The organism is Streptomyces bugieae, assembly GCF_036352915.1.
GTDB lineage: Bacteria > Actinomycetota > Actinomycetes > Streptomycetales > Streptomycetaceae > Streptomyces > Streptomyces endophytica.
This window is the reverse complement of sequence record NZ_JAZBJP010000021.1, coordinates 100,567-121,994: the sequence shown is the minus strand read 5'-3', so window position 1 is coordinate 121,994 and position 21,428 is coordinate 100,567. Positions and strand designations below refer to the sequence as shown.

17 protein-coding genes are annotated in these 21,428 nt (G+C 74.5%); 6 read left to right on the top strand and 11 right to left on the bottom strand.

Annotated elements, in window-relative coordinates; all coding sequences use genetic code 11:
• The first annotated feature begins 37 nt into the window (after positions 1–37).
• Entirely contained in the window at positions 38–940 is a 903-nt protein-coding gene (locus tag V2J85_RS26905) for an enoyl-CoA hydratase/isomerase family protein (RefSeq protein WP_330823003.1), read from the top strand.
• A gap of 42 nt (positions 941–982) precedes the next feature.
• Here the strand turns inward: V2J85_RS26905 and V2J85_RS26900 are convergent, their stop codons facing one another.
• Positions 983–1,675, bottom strand: coding sequence for a hypothetical protein (locus V2J85_RS26900; protein WP_261950840.1), 693 nt, complete (start codon positions 1,673–1,675; stop codon positions 983–985).
• Between the two features lie 8 nt (positions 1,676–1,683).
• A complete protein-coding gene (locus tag V2J85_RS26895) occupies positions 1,684–2,295 on the bottom strand; it encodes an RNA polymerase sigma factor (protein ID WP_330823002.1) in 612 nt (203 codons plus the stop codon).
• A gap of 324 nt (positions 2,296–2,619) precedes the next feature.
• Here V2J85_RS26895 and V2J85_RS26890 point away from each other — a divergent pair, with 324 nt between their 5' ends.
• The gene (locus V2J85_RS26890) at positions 2,620–3,231 is read left to right on the top strand and encodes a flavin reductase family protein (protein ID WP_330823001.1); all 612 of its coding nucleotides are present in this window, start codon (positions 2,620–2,622) and stop codon (positions 3,229–3,231) included.
• A 48-nt stretch (positions 3,232–3,279) separates the two neighbouring features.
• On the opposite strand, the gene V2J85_RS26885 is transcribed toward V2J85_RS26890, so the two are convergent.
• From V2J85_RS26885 to V2J85_RS26870, 4 genes are all read right to left on the bottom strand, one after another.
• Positions 3,280–4,200, bottom strand: a complete 921-nt coding sequence (locus V2J85_RS26885; RefSeq protein WP_330823000.1) for a hypothetical protein — start codon at positions 4,198–4,200, stop codon at positions 3,280–3,282.
• Between the two features lie 71 nt (positions 4,201–4,271).
• On the bottom strand, positions 4,272–5,621 hold the full coding sequence (locus tag V2J85_RS26880) for an MFS transporter (RefSeq protein ID WP_410011128.1): 1,350 nt from the start codon (positions 5,619–5,621) through the stop codon (positions 4,272–4,274).
• A gap of 80 nt (positions 5,622–5,701) precedes the next feature.
• On the bottom strand, positions 5,702–6,772 hold the full coding sequence (locus V2J85_RS26875) for a Zn-dependent alcohol dehydrogenase (RefSeq protein ID WP_261950836.1): 1,071 nt from the start codon (positions 6,770–6,772) through the stop codon (positions 5,702–5,704).
• Positions 6,773–7,249: 477 nt separating this feature from the next.
• Positions 7,250–8,149, bottom strand: coding sequence for an SDR family oxidoreductase (locus V2J85_RS26870; protein ID WP_261950835.1), 900 nt, complete (start codon positions 8,147–8,149; stop codon positions 7,250–7,252).
• Between the two features lie 82 nt (positions 8,150–8,231).
• Between V2J85_RS26870 and V2J85_RS26865 the strand changes: the two genes are divergently transcribed.
• Positions 8,232–9,158: a cyclase family protein gene (locus V2J85_RS26865; RefSeq protein ID WP_261950834.1), complete on the top strand. Its 927-nt coding sequence runs from the start codon at positions 8,232–8,234 to the stop codon at positions 9,156–9,158.
• A gap of 256 nt (positions 9,159–9,414) precedes the next feature.
• Here V2J85_RS26865 and V2J85_RS26860 read toward each other — a convergent pair whose 3' ends face one another.
• From V2J85_RS26860 to V2J85_RS26850, 3 genes are all read right to left on the bottom strand, one after another.
• Complete coding sequence (locus V2J85_RS26860; protein WP_261950833.1) at positions 9,415–9,888, bottom strand: ATP-binding protein; 474 nt, start codon at positions 9,886–9,888, stop codon at positions 9,415–9,417.
• A gap of 472 nt (positions 9,889–10,360) precedes the next feature.
• Positions 10,361–11,350 (bottom strand): acyl-CoA dehydrogenase family protein, encoded by a 990-nt coding sequence (locus V2J85_RS26855; protein WP_330823016.1) that lies wholly within the window; start codon positions 11,348–11,350, stop codon positions 10,361–10,363.
• Between the two features lie 8 nt (positions 11,351–11,358).
• On the bottom strand, positions 11,359–12,492 hold the full coding sequence (locus V2J85_RS26850; RefSeq protein WP_330822999.1) for an acyl-CoA dehydrogenase family protein: 1,134 nt from the start codon (positions 12,490–12,492) through the stop codon (positions 11,359–11,361).
• A gap of 154 nt (positions 12,493–12,646) precedes the next feature.
• Between V2J85_RS26850 and V2J85_RS26845 the strand changes: the two genes are divergently transcribed.
• Positions 12,647–14,158, top strand: coding sequence for a class I adenylate-forming enzyme family protein (locus tag V2J85_RS26845; RefSeq protein WP_330822998.1), 1,512 nt, complete (start codon positions 12,647–12,649; stop codon positions 14,156–14,158).
• 144 nt (positions 14,159–14,302) lie between these two features.
• Complete coding sequence (locus tag V2J85_RS26840; protein WP_261950830.1) at positions 14,303–15,493, top strand: winged helix DNA-binding domain-containing protein; 1,191 nt, start codon at positions 14,303–14,305, stop codon at positions 15,491–15,493.
• Between the two features lie 12 nt (positions 15,494–15,505).
• Here V2J85_RS26840 and V2J85_RS26835 read toward each other — a convergent pair whose 3' ends face one another.
• Both V2J85_RS26835 and V2J85_RS26830 read right to left on the bottom strand, forming a co-directional pair.
• Positions 15,506–17,677, bottom strand: a complete 2,172-nt coding sequence (locus V2J85_RS26835; RefSeq protein WP_330822997.1) for a protein kinase — start codon at positions 17,675–17,677, stop codon at positions 15,506–15,508.
• Between the two features lie 204 nt (positions 17,678–17,881).
• The gene (locus V2J85_RS26830) at positions 17,882–19,996 is read right to left on the bottom strand and encodes a serine/threonine-protein kinase (protein WP_330822996.1); all 2,115 of its coding nucleotides are present in this window, start codon (positions 19,994–19,996) and stop codon (positions 17,882–17,884) included.
• 189 nt (positions 19,997–20,185) lie between these two features.
• On the opposite strand from V2J85_RS26830, the gene V2J85_RS26825 reads away from it, so the two are divergent.
• Positions 20,186–21,397: a serine hydrolase domain-containing protein gene (locus tag V2J85_RS26825; RefSeq protein WP_261950827.1), complete on the top strand. Its 1,212-nt coding sequence runs from the start codon at positions 20,186–20,188 to the stop codon at positions 21,395–21,397.
• Positions 21,398–21,428 lie beyond the last annotated feature (31 nt).

Sequence of the window (21,428 nt, the reverse complement as noted above, 5' to 3'; positions counted from 1 at the left end):
CCGCAGTCGCGACCGCACCCTCTGGAGCCGTTCCCCCATGACAACCTCCGAGCCTTCCCCGTTCTCCCCGCCGTCCTCGCCCGGCCGTTCCGCCGGTACCGCCGATTCCGCAGCCTCCGCACAACCCGTCGACGCGCTTGATTCATTGGTACTGCACGCCACTGACAACGGCGTCTCGTGGATCACCCTCAACCGCCCGGACGCGCTGAACGCCGTCACCTGGGACCAGCGCGAACGCCTCATCGGCCTGCTCGCGGACGCCTCGGCCGACCCCGACGTACGGGCCGTGGTCATCACCGCGACCGGCAAGGCCTTCTGCGCCGGCGCCGACCTGCGCGGCAGCCCGAGCTCCGGCGAACGGACCGGCGGCGAACGGGTTTGTGGCGACGTGGCGCGGATGATCCGGCGCGGCGCCCAGCGGTTCATCGCCGCGGTGCTGGACTGCGAGAAGCCGGTGATCGCCGCGGTCAACGGCACCGCGGCCGGGCTCGGTGCCCATCTCGCGTTCGCCTGCGATCTCGTGCTGGCCGCCGAATCGGCCCGCTTCATCGAGGTGTTCGCCCGCCGCGGCCTCGTACCGGACGGCGGCGGCGCCTACCTCCTGCCCCGGCTGATCGGCCCACAGCGGGCGAAGGAGCTGATGTTCTTCGGCGACGCGGTCCCGGCCGCGGAGGCCGAGCGGCTCGGGCTGGTCAACCGGGTCGTCCCCGACGGCGAACTCGCGAAGACCGCCCGGGAGTGGGCGGAACGGCTGGCCGCCGGCCCGACCCGCGCGCTGGCGCTGACCAAGCAGCTGGTGAACGCGTCGTTCGAGACCGACCGGGCCGCGGCCTTCGCCGCCGAGGCCAGCGCCCAGGAGATCACCATGTCGACCGCCGACGCCCAGGAAGGCGTCGCCGCCTTCGTGGAGCGCCGCAGCCCGACCTACCGGGGCCGCTGACGAGGCTCCGCCGCCCGGCCCGCCACCCCTTGCGTCCGTCCGCTACTTCACGTCCTCCGGGCACACCGGCACCTCATGGGTGTTGCGCGTCCGCACCCCGGGCAGCCATCCGCGCGCCCCCTGCCCGTTCGTCACCAGGTACCAGCGGGTGGAGGTGATGCCCGCCTCGTCGCGGACCATCTGCCCGTCGGTGACGACGCAGCGCGCGGCCAGCTCGTCGCCGTGCCAGACCCGGCCCGCGGAGTTGTCGCGCGCGGCGTACGCGGCGTAGGGGTCCTTGGCGAGCCGCAGCGCGCACTCCAGGGAGCGGCCCGCACGGCAGGCGCGCTCGCTGTTGTAGACCGTGATCTTCACCGTCACCGGTGGCCCGGCCGGCTGCGGCGTGCCGGCCCCGGGCCGCACCAGCCACCACACCCCCAGCGCCACGGCGGCCACCGCCGCGGCCACCGCGCAGGCGATCGCGTACGGCCGCCTCCGGGGCGGCACGGCGGCGGACGGCCACCGGCGTGGTGAACGCGCCTCGGGTGCCTGCTCGTTGCCCGTCGGGCGGATCCGGTCCCACAGCCCGGGCGGTGTCTCGATCCGCTCGTCCGCGAGCCGCAGCCGGGCGCGCAGCAGCGCCTCGACGTCGTCGCCGGAGGCGTCGCCCCGGCCCCCGCCGCCGAACGGCCGGCCGCCGCCCGCACCACCGGTGCCGCCGCCGACCTCGCCGTCGTGGCGTCGCCCCGCGTCCACCGTGCCGCTCACCTCCCGGCCTGCCCGTGCTCCGATTCAACGAGGTACGCGCGCAGCCTGTCCAGCGCGCGGGCCCGATGGCGGGCGGCCGTACCGCGATGCACCTTCATGATCCTGGCGGCCTGATCGAGGGTGTAGCCGTCGAGGTCCACGAGGATGACGATGCCGGCCTGCCGGTGCGACAACCTCCCCAGCAGGCGCACCGCTTCGATCTCGGCGTGCCGCCGCTCCACCCCGCCGTCCCAGCCGCCCGGCCCGGCGCCGGGGCCCGCCCCCGCGCCGCCGCCCGTACCGGCCTCCTCGACGCCCTCCAGGCCGTCCACCAGGACCTGGCGGCGGTCCTTGCGGTAGGCGTCACGTGCGACGTTGAGGACGGTGGTGAAGGCGTAGGCGTACGGCTCCGGGTGGGCGAGGAAGCGCTGCGGACGGGCGGCGAGCTTGAGGTACGCCTCGTGCACCACATCCTCCGCGGACTGTCTCGAACCGGCCAGCATCACCGCCCTGCGGTAGAGGCGGGGCAGCAGGCCGCAGAAGACCTCGTCGAAGGTGGGCGACGCGGCGGACGACGCCGATGACGGTGGTGACGGTGGTGACGGTGGTGACGGTGTTGCCTCGGCCATGTACCGGAACTCTCCCCCGTGTTCGGCTACGGACGCGGCCGACGTGGACGCTACCCGCGCGGGCGGCACACAATCAGGAATCCCTCCGCCAATCTCCCCCCAATCCGAGGGAGATCGTCGCGTACGCCGCCAAACCACACGTGCGGGTGGCCGCCGTCCCGCATGGCTTCACATCTGACGGGGCATCAGATTCAATGAAACCGGCCGGGCGGAAAACCGGACAGAAGACAGGCCGGACAGAGGACAGGACAGGACGGACGCCATGACGGGACGGACGGGGCCCATGGGACCGACGGGGCCGAAGCGATGATGGGGCACGCGGGGATGGCGGCCACGGCCGTGCGGTACCTCCGCTCGGTCGGCGCACCGACCACGGCCGCCGCACCCGCCACTCCTGCCGCACCGCTCCCGCGGCCCGCCCTGCGCGCCGTACGCGAGGGCGAGCGCGCCCCCCTCGCCCCCGCCGCCTTCCGTTCCGTCCTGGGGCACTTCGCCAGCGGCGTCACCGTCATCACGGCACCGGGCGAACCGGGCCCGGCCGGCTTCGCCTGCCAGTCCTTCGCATCCCTCTCCCTCGACCCGCCGCTGGTGACGTTCATGGTGGCGCGTACGTCGACGACCTGGCCGCGGATCGCCCGTGCCGGGGTGTTCTGCGTCAACGTCCTCGGGGCGGAACAGGGTGGGTTGTGCCGGGGATTCGCGGTCAGTGGTGGCGACAAGTTCGCCGGCGTCTCCTACGGGCCGGCGCCGGCCACCGGCTCACCGCGGCTGGCCGACGTCCCGGCCTGGATCGACTGCACCATCCAGGCCGTGCACACCGGAGGCGACCACCTCATCGTCGTCGGCCGCGTCGAGGCCCTCGGCACGGACCCGGCGGCCGCCGAGGCCGGCCCCCTCCTGTTCCACCGGGGCGCCTTCGGCCACTTCAGCCCCTGAGCACGGCCGGTGCGCTCGGCCGGGCATGCCGCCCGACGGCGCCGCCGATCAGGACCGGCCGACCTGCCGGGTCAGTACGTGCCGGTGCCACTCGTCCGGGTCGCCCAGGAAGTAGTAGAGCGTCGGGCGCTTCTCCGTACCGCCCATGAACCACTGCCCCCGGCAGTCGCCGTCCACCTCCACCTCCAGCCGCTCGTCCGCGGTGAAGCGGTCCAGCGCCCATCTGCCGACGCCGCCGCAGCGGTCGCCCGGCTTGCTCAGCCCCCGGGCCGCCGCCGTGCCGTCCGAGCGCAGCTCCAGCGTTCCGCCGCTGCCGTCCCGCCAGACCCCGACGAGCCGGGCCCGGTCCAGCTTCGGGGGCTCGTACGCCGGCAACAGCCCGGTGGCGAGCGCGCCCACGCCCAGGACACCCATCGCGAGGGCGGCCAGGAAGCCGCCGCTCGCGACCGTGACGGTCAGCCGCACGGTGCGCCGGGTCCCGGTGCCCCGGGCGGCGACCGCGGCCAGCAGGGCGGCCGGCACGACGGCCGCGGTGAGCGCCGGCCAGCACACCAGGTAGACCAGGGGCGGCCCCACGGAGCCGGTGAGGAGCGCGCTGCACACCCCGTGGACGAGCATCGCGCCCGCTACCGCGAAGGGGGCGGCAGCCGCCGTGCACCACCATGCCGCGCGCCCCTGCCACCCGCCCCAACGGGCCGCCAGGCGCCCCAGCATCAGCGTGGGCAGCACCAGGGTGACCGTCAGCACCAGGCCGGGCAGCGCGCCGAGCACCAGCGCGACCGGGAGCACGAAGGCGGCCAGGAACACATTGCCGACCGGCCCCTCCTGGGTGAAGCCGTACAGCACCACCCCGACCGTCACGCACATCGCCTCTGCCAGCAGCGCCGCCATCGACACCAGAACGGCCCGCCCGCTCCAGACGTCGCGGATCTGCCCGGCGGCCGACCCCGTCCCGGCTCCCGCTGTCATCCCCGCCCCCCGTCGCCCGTCTCACGGGGATCATGCACCGGCCGGCCGGGCGCCCCGCCACCGGGGGCGGCTCACGCGGGCGCCGGCCGCCCCTGGACCGCCCCCGTGCGCCGCTCGCGGATGACCAGGGCCATCAGGGCCGCCAGTGCGCACAGCGCGCCCGAGGCGTACCAGACCGGGTTGTACGTGCCGAAGGCGTCGCGGGCCAGGCCGCCCAGGAAGGCGATCAGGGCGGCGCCCACCTGGTGGGCGGCGAGCACCCAGCCGAAGACGATCGCGCCGTCCTCGCCGTAGTGCTCACGGCACAGCGCGATGGTCGGCGGGACCGTCGCCACCCAGTCCAGGCCGTAGAAGACGATGAAGAAGACCATCGGCGGGTGGACGGTGTCGGAGAGCAGCAGCGGCAGGAACATCAGCGACAGACCGCGCAGACCGTAGTAGACGGCCAGCAGCCGGCGGGTGTTGAAGCGGTCGGTGAACCAGCCGGAGGCGATCGTTCCGGCGATGTCGAAGACGCCGATCACCGCGAGCAGTGAGGCGGCCGCCGTCATCGGCATGCCGTGATCGTGCGCCGCGGGCACGAAGTGCGTCTTGACCAGGCCGTTGGTCGTGGCGCCGCAGATCGCGAAGGTACCTGCCAGCAGCCAGAACGGCCCCGTGGAGGCCGCCGAGACCAGCGCCCGCACCGCGCGCCGGGCCGCGCCCCGCTGCGGCGGCGGCTTGGGCACGAACGCGTCCGCCCCGTAGGGCGCCAGGCCCACGTCCGCCGGGTGGTCGCGCAGCAGCAGCCACACCAGCGGGACCACGGCGAGCGCGGCCAGGGCGACGGTCACCGCGGCCGGCCGCCAGTCGTGCCGGTCGACGATCCAGGACAGCACGGGAAGGAAGACCAGCTGGCCGGAGGCGCCGGCCGCGGTGAGGATGCCGGTGACCAGCCCGCGCCGGGCGGTGAACCAGCGGCCGGTGACCGTGGCCGCGAAGGCCAGCGCCATCGAGCCGCTGCCCAGCCCCACCAACACGCCCCAGAAGAGCACCAGTTGCCAGGCGGCCGTCATGAAGACGGTCAGTCCGGCGCCGACCGCGATGACCGTCAGGGCGACCGCGACCACCCGCCGGATGCCGAACCGGTCCATCAGGGCGGCGGCGAACGGCGCGGTGAGCCCGTAGAGCGCGAGGTTCACCGACACCGCGAAGCCGATGGTGCCGCGGGACCAGTGGAACTCGGCGTGCAGCGGATCGATGAGCAGGCCGGGAAGGGACGCGAAACCGGCCGCTCCGATGATCGTGAGGAAGGTGACGGCGGCGACCGACCAGGCCCGGTGCGGGCGCCGCCTCGGCACGGCCTCGGCGGCGACGGGAGCGGATGAACGGTCCTCCGCCGCGGGCGGGCGGAGCTCGGGTGTCTGGGGCGTCTGGGGCACCCCAGAAGCTTCGTCCACGCCCCGTCACGGAACGAGTGGCCGGGGGGCCAGGGTTCATCAGGATCGGGCCACCGCCCCGGCTACCCGAAGGTCAGCACCGCCCGCGCCACCCGCCCGTGGTGCGCGTCGTCCGCCGCCTTCGCGAAGTCCTCCACCGGGTACGTCCGGGTCACCAACTCGTCCAGCAGCAGCCGCCCTTCGCGGTACAGCCGGGCGTACAGCGCGATGTCCCGCTGCGGGCGGGACGATCCGTACCGGCAGCCGAGGATCGACTTGTCCAGGTACATCGACGACACCGGGAACGACGCCTCCGCGCCGGCCGGCGGCACCCCGAGCAGCACCGCCTGACCGTGCCGGTCCAGCAGGTCGATCGCCTGCCGGATCAGCCGCGTACTGCCCACGCACTCGAAGGCGTGGTCGGCACCGGTCGGCAGGATCCCCTTCACCGCCTTGACGGCGTCCGCCGCGGCCGAGGCGTCGACGAAGTGGGTGGCCCCGAACTGCCGCGCCACGGTCTCCTTCGCCGGATTGGCGTCCACCGCCACGATCACCGAAGCGCCCGCGAGCCGCGCCCCCTGGAGCACGTTGAGCCCGATCCCGCCCGCCCCGATCACCACGACCGAGTCCCCGCGGTCGACCTTCGCGCGGTTGAGCACCGCGCCCACCCCGGTCAGCACCCCGCACCCGATCAGCGCGGCCGACGGCAGCGGAATATCCGCGTCGATCTTCACCGCCTGCACCGCCTTGACGACGGTGCGCTCCGCGAACGCCGAGTTCGACGCGAACTGGAACAACTCCGCCCCGCCCCGCCGGAACGGCCTCCCGGGCATCCCGATCGCCTTGCGGCACATCGTCGGCCGCCCCCGGTCGCACTCCGCGCACACCCCGCAGTTGGCCAGCGTCGACAGCGCGACGTGGTCACCGGGCGCCACATGGCCGACGCCCGCACCCACCGCCTCCACCACGCCCGCGCCCTCGTGCCCCAGCACCACCGGCACCGGAAACGGAATCGTCCCGTCGATCACCGACAGATCGCTGTGACACAGCCCCGCCGCCCGGACCCCGACCAACACCTCACCCGGCCCCGGCTCCCGCACCACCAAATCGTCCACGACCCGGGGCTGCTCCCCGTCGTATATGACCCCTCGCATATCCCATTCCCTCCCACGTTCCGCTGCGCTTTGCGGCGCCCCGTACGTACCTGTCTGCTGCGCCGCGGGTCACCTCGCCGTTGCGCTTTGCGGCGCCCCGCACGTACCTCGCCGTCCCGCCGCGGGTCGTCTCGCCGTTGCGCCTGGCGGCGGGCGTTTGTGTGTCGGGTGCGGTGCCGGCCCTCCAGACTTCGTCCTCCGGTCCAGCCCCTCCCGTGAGTGGAAGTTTCCAAGCTGGTTGGGGGCGTGCGTAATCCGTTGCCTGCGCGCACGTCGGCATTACCTGCACCCCCACCGTCCTTCACTTTCCCTCTCACGGGAGGGGACGGGCCGGAGGGGCCGGTTGTGTGGACGTAAAGCGTCAGCAGTCCACACAATCGGCCCCGGAGGCCCGTCACCGCACCCAACAACCCACCTGGCCCGCCGCAGGCGCAACGGCGAGACGACCCGCGGCGGGACAGCCAAGTACGTGGGGGATCAGCGCTTCGCGCCACGCGCGGCTGCCGCCATCGCCGACACCTGCGCCAGCAACGGCATCGGGTCGACGCCCACGGCGCCAGGCACCACCTCCGCCACCCGTTCCGGCGTCCAGCCGCCCTCGTCGGCGTGTACGGAGCGCAGCTCCCCCGGTTGGGCCCAGACCGCGATCTTGGGGCCGGCCACCGTGTAGACCTGGCCGGTCACCTCGCGGGCGCGCTCGCTCAGGAGGTAGACGACGAAGGCGGCCACGTCCTCCGGTTCGCCGATCTCCGTGAGTTCCATGGGGACGTTCGCCGACATCCGGGTGCGGGCGACCGGGGCGACCGCGTTGGCCGTCACGCCGTATTTGTGCAGGCCCAGGGCCGCGCTGCGGACGAGCGAGATGATTCCGCCCTTCGCGGCGGAGTAGTTGGCCTGGGAGACCGAGCCCTGGTGGTTGCCGCTGGTGAAGCCCACCAGCGTGCCGGACCCCTGGCGGCGCATCACCGCGGCCGCGGCCCGGAAGACCGTGAAGGTGCCCTTGAGGTGGGTGGCGACCACCGGGTCCCACTCCTCCTCGGACATGTTGAAGAGCATCCGCTCCCGCAGGATGCCGGCCACGCAGACGACGCCGTCGATCCGCCCGTACTGCGCCAGCGCGGTGTCGACGATCCGCTGGCCGCCGGCCATCGTGGACACGTCGTCGGCGACCGCGGTCGCGGTGCCGCCGGCCGCCTCGATCTCCTTCACCACCGCCTCGGCGACCTCGCTGCTCGGCCCGGCGCCGTCGATGGCGACCCCGTAGTCGTTGACCACGACCTTGGCGCCCTCCTGTGCGCAGGCCAGTGCCACCGCCCGCCCGATGCCGCGCCCGGCCCCGGTGACGGCGACCACCTTGCCGGCCAAGAAGTTCCCCATGCCGCGCCCCTTCCCGCAGTTTCTGACGGACCGTTAGATTTTTGGGCAGGCGCGAGCCGAACACAAGACCCCGGAGGGCCCCATGCCGCTGCCGCAGGAGTTCCACGAGATCGCCCGACGCGTCAACAACTGGGGGCGCTGGGGCGCGGACGACGAGATCGGCACGCTCAACCTGATCACCGAGCAGGTGGTACGGGAGGCCGCCGGCTGCGTCCGCAGCGGGCGCCGCGTGCCGCTCGCGCTGCCGCTGCGGCAGGACGGGGTGCAGACCGGGATGATCCCGGGCCGGGTCAATCCGCTGCACACGATGGTCGCGATCAACCAGGAGATCTTCGGGCCGGGCACGGTCGCCACCTCGGACGACGCTGTCACCATGGGCCTCCAGGCGGCGACCCACTGGGACGGCCTCACCCACGTCTCGCACTCGGGGCGGCTCTACAACGACCGCCCCGCCGCCTCCGTCACCGCCCACGGCGGCGCCACCGTCCTCGGCATCGAGAAGGCCACCCCGATCACCTCCCGGGGCGTGCTGCTGGACGTGGCCCGGGCGCACGGCACCGACCGGCTGCCCGGCGGGCACGCGGTCACGCCGGAGGACCTGGACGCCGCCGAGGAACTGGCCGGGACGAGGGTCCGGGCCGGGGACGTCGTCCTGGTACGGACCGGGCAGCTGCAGCACTACCTCGCCGGCGACCGGCAGGGCTACGCCTTCCCGTCACCGGGGCTGTCGGTGCGCACCCCGGAGTGGTTCCGGGCCCGCGATGTCGCGGCGGTCGCCAACGACACCCTGACGTTCGAGATCTTCCCACCGGAGATCGAGGGGCTGTGGCTGCCGGTGCACGCGCTGCACCTGGTGGAGATGGGCATGCTGCAGGGGCAGAACTGGAATCTGGAGGAGCTGTCGGAGGCCTGCGCGGAGGCGGGACGCTATGCGTTCTTCCTGTCCGCGATGGCCGAACCGTTCGTCGGCGGCGCGGGCACCCCGGTCGCGCCGGTGGCGGTCCTCTGACCCGCTCCGCGCCCGCGACGGGCCGGCCGGGTGGCGGTGCGCTCCTGCGCGCCCCGAGCACGGCACCGCGGACCGCCACCCCGGCCCCCTCCGGGCCGCGATCCGCACTCGTCGAGGCCGGGACCGGGTGCACAGACCCGGCCGCGTCCCGCCCTCGGCGTCCCCTCACGGCGCATCGCTCGTCCCAGCGTGATCAAACGGGCACGTTACGTCAACACCTGGCCCGGACTTGATGGTGCGCTGCGCACCGTCCGGCTCACATCCGGCGCGATACGGCGCACTGGGCTTCGTAGGCCCCCAGGTCGGACCCGGTCGCCACCAGCAGCGGCCGGCCGCGGTCGACCTCGCACCAGATCCGCTTTCCGGCGCCTTCCGGCTGCCAGCCCCAGCGGTCGGCGAGGCCGTCGACCAGTTCCAGGCCGCGCCCGTTGGTGTCGTCCCCGTCGGCGTGCCGCTGGCGCGGCGGACGGGCGCTGGCGTCCGTCACCTCGACCCGGACGGTGCCCACGACGGCGCCGGACCCGGAGAAGCACATCCGCAGCGAGGCCGCGGCGCCGGTGTGCACCACGGCGTTGGTCACGAGCTCGGAGATCAGCAGGATCAGCGTCTCCGCGAGCGGCTCGTCCGCCCCTATACCGGACCCCAGGAGCCGCGACCGGGCCCACCGCCGGGCCCGCCCCACCTCCGCGGGGTCGGGCCGTACGTCCAACTGCACCTGAAGCACCTGCACCGCTCACACCATCCGAACCGGCGGAAACATCGCCTCGCGCCTCCATGGAGTCACAGTGCGTGACCCCAGCGAGGCACAGCATGGTTGACGTTCAGTCACCCCAACAAGCGCTTCGGGCATATTCCAGCGCAAGGGAGTATGCGTACCGCATACTGTGCGACGCACTTTGCGGGGAGTCGAACAAGGGGGATTGGCCGGCCCTCGGCCAAGGCGGGCGGCGCGCAGTCCGTACGCCGGAGCCGTCATTCCGACGGCACCGGGTTCGTTGCGCCACAGAACCACTCGCACCCAACGGAGCGTACCCGAGCGGGGCGCCGACTCCCCCCTGTGACGAGTCACGCCTCGGACACAACCCGATATCGACCCTCCGTGACCACTTCTGTGTGGTGAGTCCGACATTTCGCACACGAGTTGCCAGAGTCTGACATCGCCCCGCACCGCTCACCACCCCGCATTCCGGACCCGCCCACCCTCAGCCGACCAGCTGCGCCGCCAGCAGCTCCTCCGCCTCGCCTGCCGTACCCCAGGAGCCGGCCCGCAACCAGGCCCGTTTGAGGTGCAGATGGACGTCGGCCTCCCAGGTGAAGCCGGCGCCGCCGTGGATCTGCAGGCAGTCCCGGGCGTTGCGTACCGCGGCCTCGTCGGCGAGCAGTTTCGCGCCCGCCACATCGGTGGCCTCATCCGTCACCGATGCGGCATATACGGCACTTCTGGCGATTTCTGCCCGTACGAGCATCTGCGCGCACAGATGCTTGACCGCCTGGAAGGAGCCGATGGGCGCACCGAACTGGGTGCGCACGCGGGCGTGACCGACCGCCATCTCGACGGTACGGAGCGCACTGCCCAGTTGCTGGGCGGCGGTCAGCAGGGCCGCCTCGCGGCGCAGCCGCGTCACGTCCGGACCGTTGAGCGGAGTCGTCCGCGGGTGGTCGGTGACGCGGGCGAGCGGGGTGAGGGGGTCGACGGAGGCGAAGGGGGCGCGGGACACCTTGCCGGCCACGCTCCGGTATGCGCCGACTGTGCGCCCCTGCGCGCCCCCGGGGCCGTGGGCGAGATCGGGCGCGCCGCCCTCCAGCAAGATCAACTCGTCGCAGGCGCAGGGGTGTTCCCACAGCACCGGCTCCCGGTCCCCGTCGCACAGCCCGACGATCCTCTCGCCGTCCGCGACGCCGTCCACCGCTCCGGCGAGCAGCTGGCAGGCCACCAGCGGCCCCGGCAGCAGCGCCCGCCCGGCCTCCTCGAAGACCAGGACCGCCTCCGGCAGCCCCAGACCGACGCCGCCGGCCTCCTCCGGCAGCCGCAGCGCGAAGAACCCGGCCGCGCCCAGCTCCCGCCACAGCGCCCGGTCCGGGGCCGGATCGCCGACCGCCGCCCGCAGCCGGTCCCGGTCGAACCGGGCCGCCAGCAGCTCCCGCGTCGCGTTCTTCAACGCCCTTTGCTCATCGGTGAGTTGGAAGCGCACCGGGCCGGTCACCGCCCCTTCGGCAGGCCGAGGATCCGCTCGGCGATGATGTTCTGCTGCACCTGCGACGTACCGGCCGCGATGGTGTACGAGAGGGACGAGAGCCGGTCGGCGGTCCACTCCTCGTCCGCGTCCCAGGCGCCGACCCCCAGCACCTCGGCCGCCGCGTCGTACAGCTCCTGACGGGCGTGCGAGTAGCGGAGCTTGAAGACCGAGCCGCCGGTCCCGGGCCCGCCGCCCCGTAGTTGCGCCTCGCTGACGTTCCACTGGGTCAGCCGCCACAGCGCGGCGAACTCCGCGTTCAGCCGGCCCAGCCTGCGGCGCAGCACGGCGTCGTCCCAGCGGCCGTTCGCCCGGGCCCGGCGGGCCACCTCCGTCAGCACCCGCCGGCAGGCCACCACCTCGCCGACGAAGGCGGTACCGCGCTCGAACGACAGCGTCACCATCGTCACCCGCCAGCCGTCGTTCTCCGCGCCGACCCGGCAGTCCGCCGGCACCCGCACCTCGTCGAGGAACATCTCGGCGAACTCCGCCGAGCCGGCGAGGGTGCGCAGCGGCCGGACGGTGATGCCGGGGGCGTCCATGGGCATCGCGAGCCAGGTGATGCCCCGGTGCCGGGGGGCGGCGGGGTCGGTGCGGACGAGCAGTTCGCACCAGTCGGCGACCTCGGCGTGCGAGGTCCAGATCTTGGTCCCGGTCACCACGTACGCGTCCCCGTCGCGCACCGCGCGGGTCCGCAGCGACGCCAGGTCCGAGCCCGCCTCCGGTTCGCTGAAGCCCTGGCACCAGATCTCCTCGCCGCGCAGCACCGGCGGCAGCCAGCGCCGCTTCTGCGCCTCGGTGCCCTCGACCGCGATGGTCGGCCCGGCGTGCAGCAGCCCGACGAAGTTCGCGCCCACGTAGGGCGCCCCGGCGCGTTCGGTCTCCTCCAGGAAGATCAGCCGCAGGGTGGGGGCGGCCTCCCAGTGGACGTCGGCGTATCCCGCGTCGTAGAGCCTCCGCTGCCAGGCGGTGTCGTAGGCGCGGCGCCCCGGCCAGTCGAGCGGGTCGGGGCGCGCGGGCAGGGTGGGGAGGACGCCCGCGAGCCAGCCGCGCAGCCGGGCGCGGAAGTCCTCTTCCTCCTCGGTGTACGCGAGGTCCATCGTGTCCCCTCACCTCGGTCCCGCCGCACATGTCTGACGGTTCGTCAGATTCGATTAACCAGGCTAGACCCGGACCCCTGGACCGACAAGGCGTCCGTCCCTAACCTCGGCGCATTGACTTACGGAGCGTCAGATCTGCGCAGTGGGAGGGAACATGGCCGGTGGCACCCTCTGGGACCTGGTCGGCTGGCGGGCCGCCCGCAGTCCGGATGCCGCCGCCCTCATCCAGGGGGCGGAGTCGGCCCGGGACGAGCGGCGGATCAGCTTCGGCGGGCTGCGACGGCGGGCCGAGCGGGTCGCGGCCGGGCTGTACGCGCGCGGCGTACGGCCCGGCTGCACGGTCGTCTGGCAGCTGCCGACCCGCATCGAAACGGTCCTGGTCAGCCTGGCGCTGGCCCGGCTCGGCGCGGTGCAGAGCCCGGTCGTCCCGGGCTACGGCGACCACGAGGTGGGGCAGGTGCTGCGCCGCACCGGCGCCGCCTTCTTCCTCGTGCCCGGGCCGGCCCGGCTCGACCGCGCGGACCGCGCGGCCACCGTCATCGAGGCGTACGACCGGGCCGGCGGCGGGCTGCCGGACGGCGACCCGGCACTCCTGCCGCCGCCGCCCGCCGACGCCCACGAGGTCCGCTGGATCTACTGGACCTCCGGCACCACCGCCGGCCCCAAGGGCGTCCGGCACACCGACCACTCCCTGCGCACGGCCGGCCGCTGCCTGGCCCGGGCGCTGCGGCCCCGCCCGTCCGACGTCGGCTCGATGGCCTTCCCGTACGCCCATGTCGCGGGTCCCGACTACACCGTCATGCTCCTGCTGTGCGGTATCCCGGCGCTCCTGCTGGAGCGCTTCGCGCTGCCCGGGTCGCTCGCCGCCTACCGCCGGCACGGCGTCACCCTCGCCGGCGGCTCCACCGCCTTCTACACCCTCTTCCTCGCCGAGCAGCGCCGGCTGCCGCCGGGCCGGAAGCTGCTGCCGGCGCTGCGGCTGCTGGCCGGCGGCGGCGCGCCCAAACCGCCGGCGCTGTACCACGAGGTCGTCGCCGAACTGGGCTGTCAGCTCACCCACGGCTACGCGCTGACCGAGGCGCCCATGGTCACCATGGGCGACCCGTACGACAGCCCGGAGAACCTCGCGACCACCGACGGCCGGCCGCCCGCCGGTATGGAGATCCGGATCGCGCCCGGCACCGGGGAGATACGGCTGCGCGGCCCGGCGGTGTGCCGGGGCTATCTGGGCGAGCCCGATCCGTTCGACGCGGACGGGTTCCTGCCCACCGGTGACCTCGGGCGCCTCACACCCACCGGGCACCTCGTCGTCACCGGCCGCCTCAAGGACATCATCATCCGCAAGGGCGAGAACGTCTCCGCCCAGGAGATCGAGGAGCTGCTCTACCGGCACCCGGACGTGGCGGACGCCGCCGTCATCGGACTGCCGGACGACCGGCGCGGCGAACGGGTCTGCGCGGTCGTCGAACAGCCAACGGGGGCACGGGAGTTGACGCTCGACGCGGTCTGCGGGCACCTCCTCGGTCTGGGACTGGCCCGGTACAAGCTCCCGGAGCAGCTGGAGGTGGTGGCCGCACTGCCGCGCGGGGCGACGCTGCGCAAGGTGCGCAAGCAGGAGCTGCGGGAGCGGTTCGGGGGCGCGGCGGCGGCACGTTCCGGCCGGTGAGGGCCCGTGAGGTTCGCGAGTCCGTGAGCCCGTGAGTCCGCGAGGTTCGTGAGTCCGTGAGGTTCGCGAGTCCGCGAGTCCGTGAGGTTCGTGAGTTCGTGAAGGAGGACGGCCGCTGTCCGCGACCTCCCGTACCGTCGCCCCATGAGTCACTCCCGCCCCCGTATCGACACCGCCGGTCGCCGGGCCCGCCTCGGACGGCGGCATCTGCTCGCCCCCGCGTGCCGCGCCGCCCGTCCCGAGGAGGTCGCCGACGCGCTCGTCGCGCTGCACGCCACCGACGCGGCGACCGTGCACCTGGCGGCCTGCGCCCGGCTCGCCGTGCCGGACCCCGCCGAGGTCGAGCGGGCGCTCTACGACGACCACACCCTGGTCCGGCTGCTGGCCATGCGGCGCACCCTGTTCGCGGTCGGCGCCGACCTCGCACCGGTCGCTTCCTCCTCCACCGGGCGGGCGATCGCCGCCAAGGAGCGCGCCGGCCTGGTCGGGTGGCTCGCCAAGGGCGTCGGCTGGGACGAGCGGCGGCTGGCCGCGGTGGAGGAGAAGACGCTGGCCGCGCTGGCCGCCCGGGGCACCGCGACCGCGGCCGAACTCACCGAGGACGTGCCCGCGCTGCGCGAGAGCGTCGTGGTCTCACCGGGCAAGCCGTACGAGGCCACCGTCGCCGTCTCCAGCCGGCTGCTGCGGGTACTGGCCGCCGAGGGCCGGGTCCGGCGCGGCCGCCCGCGCGGCGGCTGGACCAGCAGTTCCTTCCGCTGGACGCCGGGCACCGCGTTCGCCGAGCTGGCCGCGCCACCGGCCGCCGAGGCCCGCGCCGCGCTCGCCCGCCGCTGGCTCGCCGCCTACGGGCCGGCGACCGTCGAGGACCTCAAGTGGTGGACGGGCTGGACGCTCACCGACACCCGCCGGGCAGTGGCCGCCACCGACGCCGTCGAGGTGACGCTCGACGACGGCACGACCGGACTGGCCCTCCCCGACGACCTCGGCCCGGCCCCCGAACCCGAGCCCTGGGCCGCCCTGCTGCCCGCCCTCGACCCCACCGCCATGGGCTGGAAGGCCCGGGACTGGTACCTCGACCCGGACCACGTACCGCACCTCTTCGACCGCAGCGGCAACATCGGCCCGACGGTGTGGTGGAACGGGAGGATCATCGGCGGCTGGGCCCAGCGCCCGGACGGCGAGATCGTCTGGCGGCTGCTGAGCGGGGACGGCGGCGGCGAGGCGGCCGCCGCCGTGACGGCCGAGGCGGAGCGGCTCGCGGCCTGGGTCGGCCCGGTCCGGATCACGCCCCGCTTCCGGACCCCGCTGGAACGGGAGCTGTCCGGGCGGCGCTGAACCGGACCGGCCTCACCGGGGCCGGTACGAGCTGGTCGCCTGTTCGTAGAGCCGGTCGACCTCGCGGCGCCCGGAGCCGTCCGGGCCGATGACCAGGACCAGGTGGTAGCGGCCGTTGTGGATCATGGCGAGGTTGCGGACGTAGACCTCCCGGCCGCTGCGGTCGCGCCAGGTGAACGTGCCCTCGGCCATCGCCGTCCTGCCGACGTCGATCCGCCGCAGCCCGGCCGCGGTCGCCCAGCTGGAACCGCGGTACGGAGCCAGCTCGGGCTCCTTGTTCTGCAGGTAGGCCATCGGGTCCGCGCCGTACCGGGCGGTGGTGTCCCGGCCGGGCACGACGAGCAGTTCGTAGTCGCCGCCGAGATAGCGCACCTGGCCCTGGGCGGTGACGCCGCGCCGCTGCCAGCCGTCGCGGACCGCGATCTGGAAGCCCCGGGGGTCGGTGCGCAGCGCGAAGCCGGGGGCGACGTCGGTGGGCGCGGTGGGCTGTGATCCACCGGGGTCCGGCGAACCGCCGTCCTCGCCACCGGAGGGGGTGGGGGCGGGGCTGCCGGCGGGTGGCGCACCGGAGGTGGCGGTCCGTTCCGCGCCGCGCCGCCCGCCCTTGGCGTCCTCGCCCGCCTTCGGCAGGAACGCCATGGCGTAGGCGACCGCGCCGACGAGGAGCAGCAGGATCGCGCCGAGCAGCAGCCGGCCGAGATTGCGCGGCGCACCGCGGCGGGGCCGGTCCGGCCGCGGACCGGAGGCCAGCAGGTCCGGCTCGTACGCGTCCCGGTGCGGGGCGGCGGTCTGCCGCGGCGGCTTGGCGGGCCGGGCCGCGCGGGACGGCTTCGGCTGCCGGAGCGGCTTGGGCTGCTTCGGCGGGCGGGGCAGCCGGGCCGGCAGCGATGGGGGTCCCCCCTGCTCCTTCGAGCTCGGGGGAGGGACGCTCTGCTCCTCGGCCGGCGGCATCCGGCGCGGGTGCGGAGGGCGCGCGGCGGGCGGTGCCGGGGCGGCGGCCGCCGGGCCCGGCTGCCCGGCGCGTCCGGCGGGCCGGCCCTTCTTGTGCCGCCCCTTGCGGACGAGTTCGCCGCGCCGCCGCACGATCGGCAGCCACCGCGGGGCACCGCCCTGCTCCAGCGCCGGCATCGTCACCAGCCGGCGCTCGGCCTCCGGCTCCGGGGCCGTACGGATCATCGCGCGGAGCGCGTGGCGCACCTCGTCGAGGTCCGGGCGCTCGGCGGGATCCCGGTGCAGCAGGGCCTCGACGACCGGGCGCAGCGGCCCGCAGCCGGCCGCCTCCACGGGCGGCCCGGACCGTACCAGCCGGGCGAGTTCGGCGGTGCTGTCCTCGGGGAACGGCGCATGGCCCTGCACGCTCCGGAACAACAGCGCGCCGACCGCCCACAGATCGGTGGCCGGCCCCGGACGGGGGAACGGCGCGTCCTCGCCCACCGGCGCGGCCTGCTCGGGCGCCCAGCGTTCGGTGACCGGGCCGACGACGGTCAGCCGTGCCTGCCGCGCCCGTTCGGCGGCGAGCCCGGTGAGGGGCCCGGCCCCGTCGGCGTCGTCCCCGGCAGGCGCATCGTCTCCGCACAGCGCTTCCTGGGCCGCGCCCGCCGCCAGCCCGGTGAGGATGGCCCGGCCGTCGTCGCAGACCAGGACCGTGCGGGCGGTGATGTTGCGGTGCGGCCGGCCGTCCGTGTGCAGCATCCGCAGCGCGGTGAGCAGGTCGGCACCGATCTCCGCGGCGCGGTGCGGGGTCAGCGGCCGCTCGGCGAGCAGCGCGGACAGCGGGCGGGCGGTGAGGAGTTCGCCGACGATCCACAGGCTGCCGTCCTGCGCGAAGACGTCGAAGACCTGCTCCAGCCGGGGGTGGTCGGGCAATTGCGCCACGGTCGTGGCGGCCTGCAGCGCGCGGCGTACGGCGGGATCGCGGGGGCTGCGGTCGGCCACCCCCGTGGCCGGGAAGCCGCCGAAGCGGCCGCCGCCGCTCCACTCGCCGGAACCGGCCTGGCCCGCGCCCACCGCCTCCGCTTCGAGGACCTCGGCCTCCACGACCTCGGGCAGCGGCACCTGACGGACCAGCACCTCCTGCCCGCTGAACGTGTCGAACGCCCGGGACTCGGTGAAGTCGTCGTCGCCGAAGGGGCGCACGGGCAGGCGGTAGCGCTCGGCGAGCACTCGCCCTGCGTACTCGTCCACGACGCCTCCCCGCAGCGCGTGCTGTGTTACCGCCCCGCCTCCGCCACCCTCCGGCACGGGCGCCGTCGGTCACTTCCGGTCGCGTTCCCACCGAATGCGGATGCGTACGGTCTTCGATGTCTCACGATACGTGCCCGGGCCGGACGGTGCGCCCGCCCGGCCCGTTGATGCGTCCGTCCGCGCCCCTCACCGGCCCGGGTCCGCTCAGTCCTTCACCGCGAAGGTCTTGAACGCGGTGGCGATGACCTGCTGGCACTCCTTGCCCGACCAGCTGTCCGCCTTGCAGGTGATCATGATGGCGTAGCCGTGGTCGTCGTCGGCCCGGAAGCCGCGGTTGAGGACCCGCACCTTCTCGCCGTTCTGGGTGCGGGTGAACGACCAGTCGGCGACGGTCGGATAGCCCCGCCACTTCACCGTCTTGATGCCGATGAGGTGGTAGTCGTCGCTGGAGCCGCGCACGCTCGGCTCCAGGCTGCGCCAGGCGGCCGCGGCGTCCTCGCCGGGCTTGGCGTTGTAGTCGACCTGGACGCGCGGGAATCCGTCGTCGGAGGCGCTGTATATGGCGCCGGAGCCCTGCCCGGCCGTACCGGTCTGCCGGAAGCCCTTGGGCATGGCCATCCGGAAGTGGAACGTGCCGTTGGTCTTCTGGGCGTAGCCGTCCGGCAGCTTCGTGCCGCCCTTTCCGTCGCCGCCGTCACCGCCGTTGCCGTCCGCGCCGCCCTTGTCGCCGGCCTGGTCGGCGCTCGGTGCCGGGCCCGGCTGGCCGGAGCCGCCGCTGCTCGCGCCGTCGCCGCTCGCGTCGTCACCGTTCGCGTCGGCCGCGTCGGTCGAGGGCTTGGTGCGGGCCGCGGAGGACCCCTTGCCGCCCTTGCCCGACGAACCGCCGCTCTTCGCGCCGGTGTCGTCGCCGCCGAGGGAGAGCGCCAGGACCGTGCCCAGCACCGCGAGGACGACGACCACGGCAACGGCGATCAGGGTGCGGCGCGGGACGACATCGGTCAGCGACGCACGCGCGGCGGACGGGCGGTCCCCGTCACCGGGTCTGGACTCCGCCCGGGCCGCGGCCGCCGCGGCGGCGTTGCGCACGGACTTGAGGGCGGCGCGCACCCGCTCCTTGGCGGCCTCGCCGTCGAAGCCGGGGCGGCCGCCGGACGGACGGTCCGCCGCCGGGCCGCCCGCGGCCGGCCGCTCGGTCGTGGCCTCGGCGGGCTTCCGCTCCGGCCGGACCGGCGCCTTCGCGGACGCACCGGCGGACGCACCGGCGGACCCAGTGGCCCCGGACGCCGCGGCGGCCGCGGTGTCCGGCTTCTTCTCCTTCGGCTTGCGCGCCGGCCGCGCCGGGCCACTGCTCTTGGCCGCCTTCGGCTTCGGGGCCGCCTTCGGCTTCGGCGCGTCCTTCGGCTTGGCGGACGTGCGCTCGCCGGGCACGGTCGGCAGCGCCATCGCCCGCGTCGCGTCCATCGGCGGCTCGGTCTTCTCCGGCGCGTGGATGACGTCCAGCAGCATCGACCGCGCACCGGCGTCGTCCAGCCGGGCCTCCGGGTCCTTCACCAGCAGCCCGAAGATGACCTCTTCCAGCGCGCCGGCGCTCTTGGGCGGCTCGACCGGCTCGGTCATCACCGCGGTGAGCGTGGCGATCGCCGAACCCTTGTCGTACGGCGGCACGCCCTCGACGCAGGCGTACAGCAGGCCGCCCAGCGACCACAGGTCGGCCGGCGGGCCCGGCTTCTGGCCGCGGGCGCGCTCCGGGGAGATGTACGAGGGGGCGCCGACGAGCATGCCGGTCGAGGTCACCGAGGGGTCGCCCTCGACCTGGGCGATGCCGAAGTCGGTCAGCACCACCCGGCCGTCGTCGGACATCAGGACGTTGGACGGCTTCACGTCGCGGTGCAGGATGCCGGCGTCGTGCGCGGCGCGCAGCACGTCGAGCACGGCGAGGCCGACCTCGGCGGCGCGGCGCGGAGTCAGCGGGCCGTCGTCCCGCACGACCTCGGCGAGCGAGCGGCCCTCGACCAGCTCCATCACGATCCACGGCCGGTCGTCCTCGTCGACCACGTCGTAGACCGTCACCGCGCCGTTGTTCCGGATCCGGGCGATCGCCTTGGCCTCGCGCAGCGTGCGGGTGATCAGCCGACGCTTCTCGTCCTCCTCGACCCCGCCCGGGAAGCGCAGTTCCTTGACTGCGACCGTACGGCCAAGGACCTCGTCGCGTGCCCGCCAGACGGTGCCCATGCCACCCCGGCCGAGAACATCGGCGAGCCGGTACCGGCCGGCGAGCAGCCTGCCCTCCTTGCCGTCCATCTCGACCTCGTCGCCCACTGAATCCCCTCGGCAATCCAGCCGAGTTGGCAGCCTTGACATCGCATCGATCGCCAAACTGACCCAACTCGGACAACCCACCCTGGCAGAGCCTTCATTCTCCCTCATCCGCGGCCGTGCGGAAGGCCCGGGTCGGTGCCGGACGGCACCGCGTACCCGTCATGATGGCCCCGACGAACGGGAGTCCCGATGACGATGCGTCCGCCCGGGCCGGCCGTGGCGGCGGCGCTGGCCGCAGCGGCCGCACTGGCCCTACCGGCCTGCGCGGGCCGGCCGGCCACCACCCGTGTGCCACCTGTGGGAACCCTCGCGCGGCCGCCGGCCACCACGGTGCCCGCCCTGCGCCGGCTGGTCGCGGACGGCGCGCCGGGCGCGGCCTCGCTCATCACCCGCGCCGGCCGGTTCCCCGCCCCGCGCTTCTCCACGGCCGGCTACGCCGATCTGCGCAGCCGGCGCAGGATGACCGCGGCGGACCACTTCCGGGCCGGCAGCCTCACCAAGCCCCTGGTGGCGACGGTGATCCTGCAGCTCGTCGCCGAGCGGCGGCTGCGCCTGAGCGATCCGGCGGCCGCCCACCTCCCGCCGGGCACACCGGTCACGGGCCGGCACGGCGGCGCCGACCTGCGGAAGGTGACGGTCCGCCAACTGCTCGACCACACGAGCGGCCTGTTCAACTACACCGAGGACCCGCGGCTCGCCGGCCAGCTCTCCGGCCCCGGCTTCGGCCCCCACCGCTACGACAGCCACACCCCGGCCGCCCTCCTGCGGATCGCCCTCGACCACCCGCCGGTGGCCGCCCCAGGAGCGCGCCCCCGTGGCCCTGAAGGCATGGGAGGCGCCCCCTTCGCCTACTCCAACACCAACTACCTGGTGCTCGGCCTGATCATCCGGGCGGTCACCGGCCACCCGTACGCCACCGAGATCCGCCGCCGCATCCTCCGCCCGGCCGGGCTCGGCCAGACCTCGTTCCCCGGTACCGACCCGGTGCTGCCGGCGCCGCACGGCCGCGCGTACTCCCGGATCGGCGACCGGCGGGTGGACGCCACCTCGCTGGACCCCAGCCGGGCCGGCGCGGCCGGCGAGATGGTCACCACCCTGGGCGACCTCAACCGGTTCTTCGCCGCCCTGCTCGGCGGGAAGTTCCTGCCGCCGCGCCAGATGGCCGCCATACGCAGCGAGAAGAACACCGGCGGCGCCTACGGCCTCGGCCTCTACGCGACCCGGCTGCCCTGCGGGGTCACGGTCTGGGGCCACAACGGCGACATCAACGGATCCTTCGCCCAGGCCGCGGGCACCGTCGGCGGGCGACACGTCGTCAGCTACCGCGTGAACACGGACGACCGGCCGGACCCGGCCGAGACCACGGCGGTGCTGAGCGCCGAGTTCTGCGCCCGGAGGTAACGGACCCACGGCCCGAAACCGGAGCCGGGCA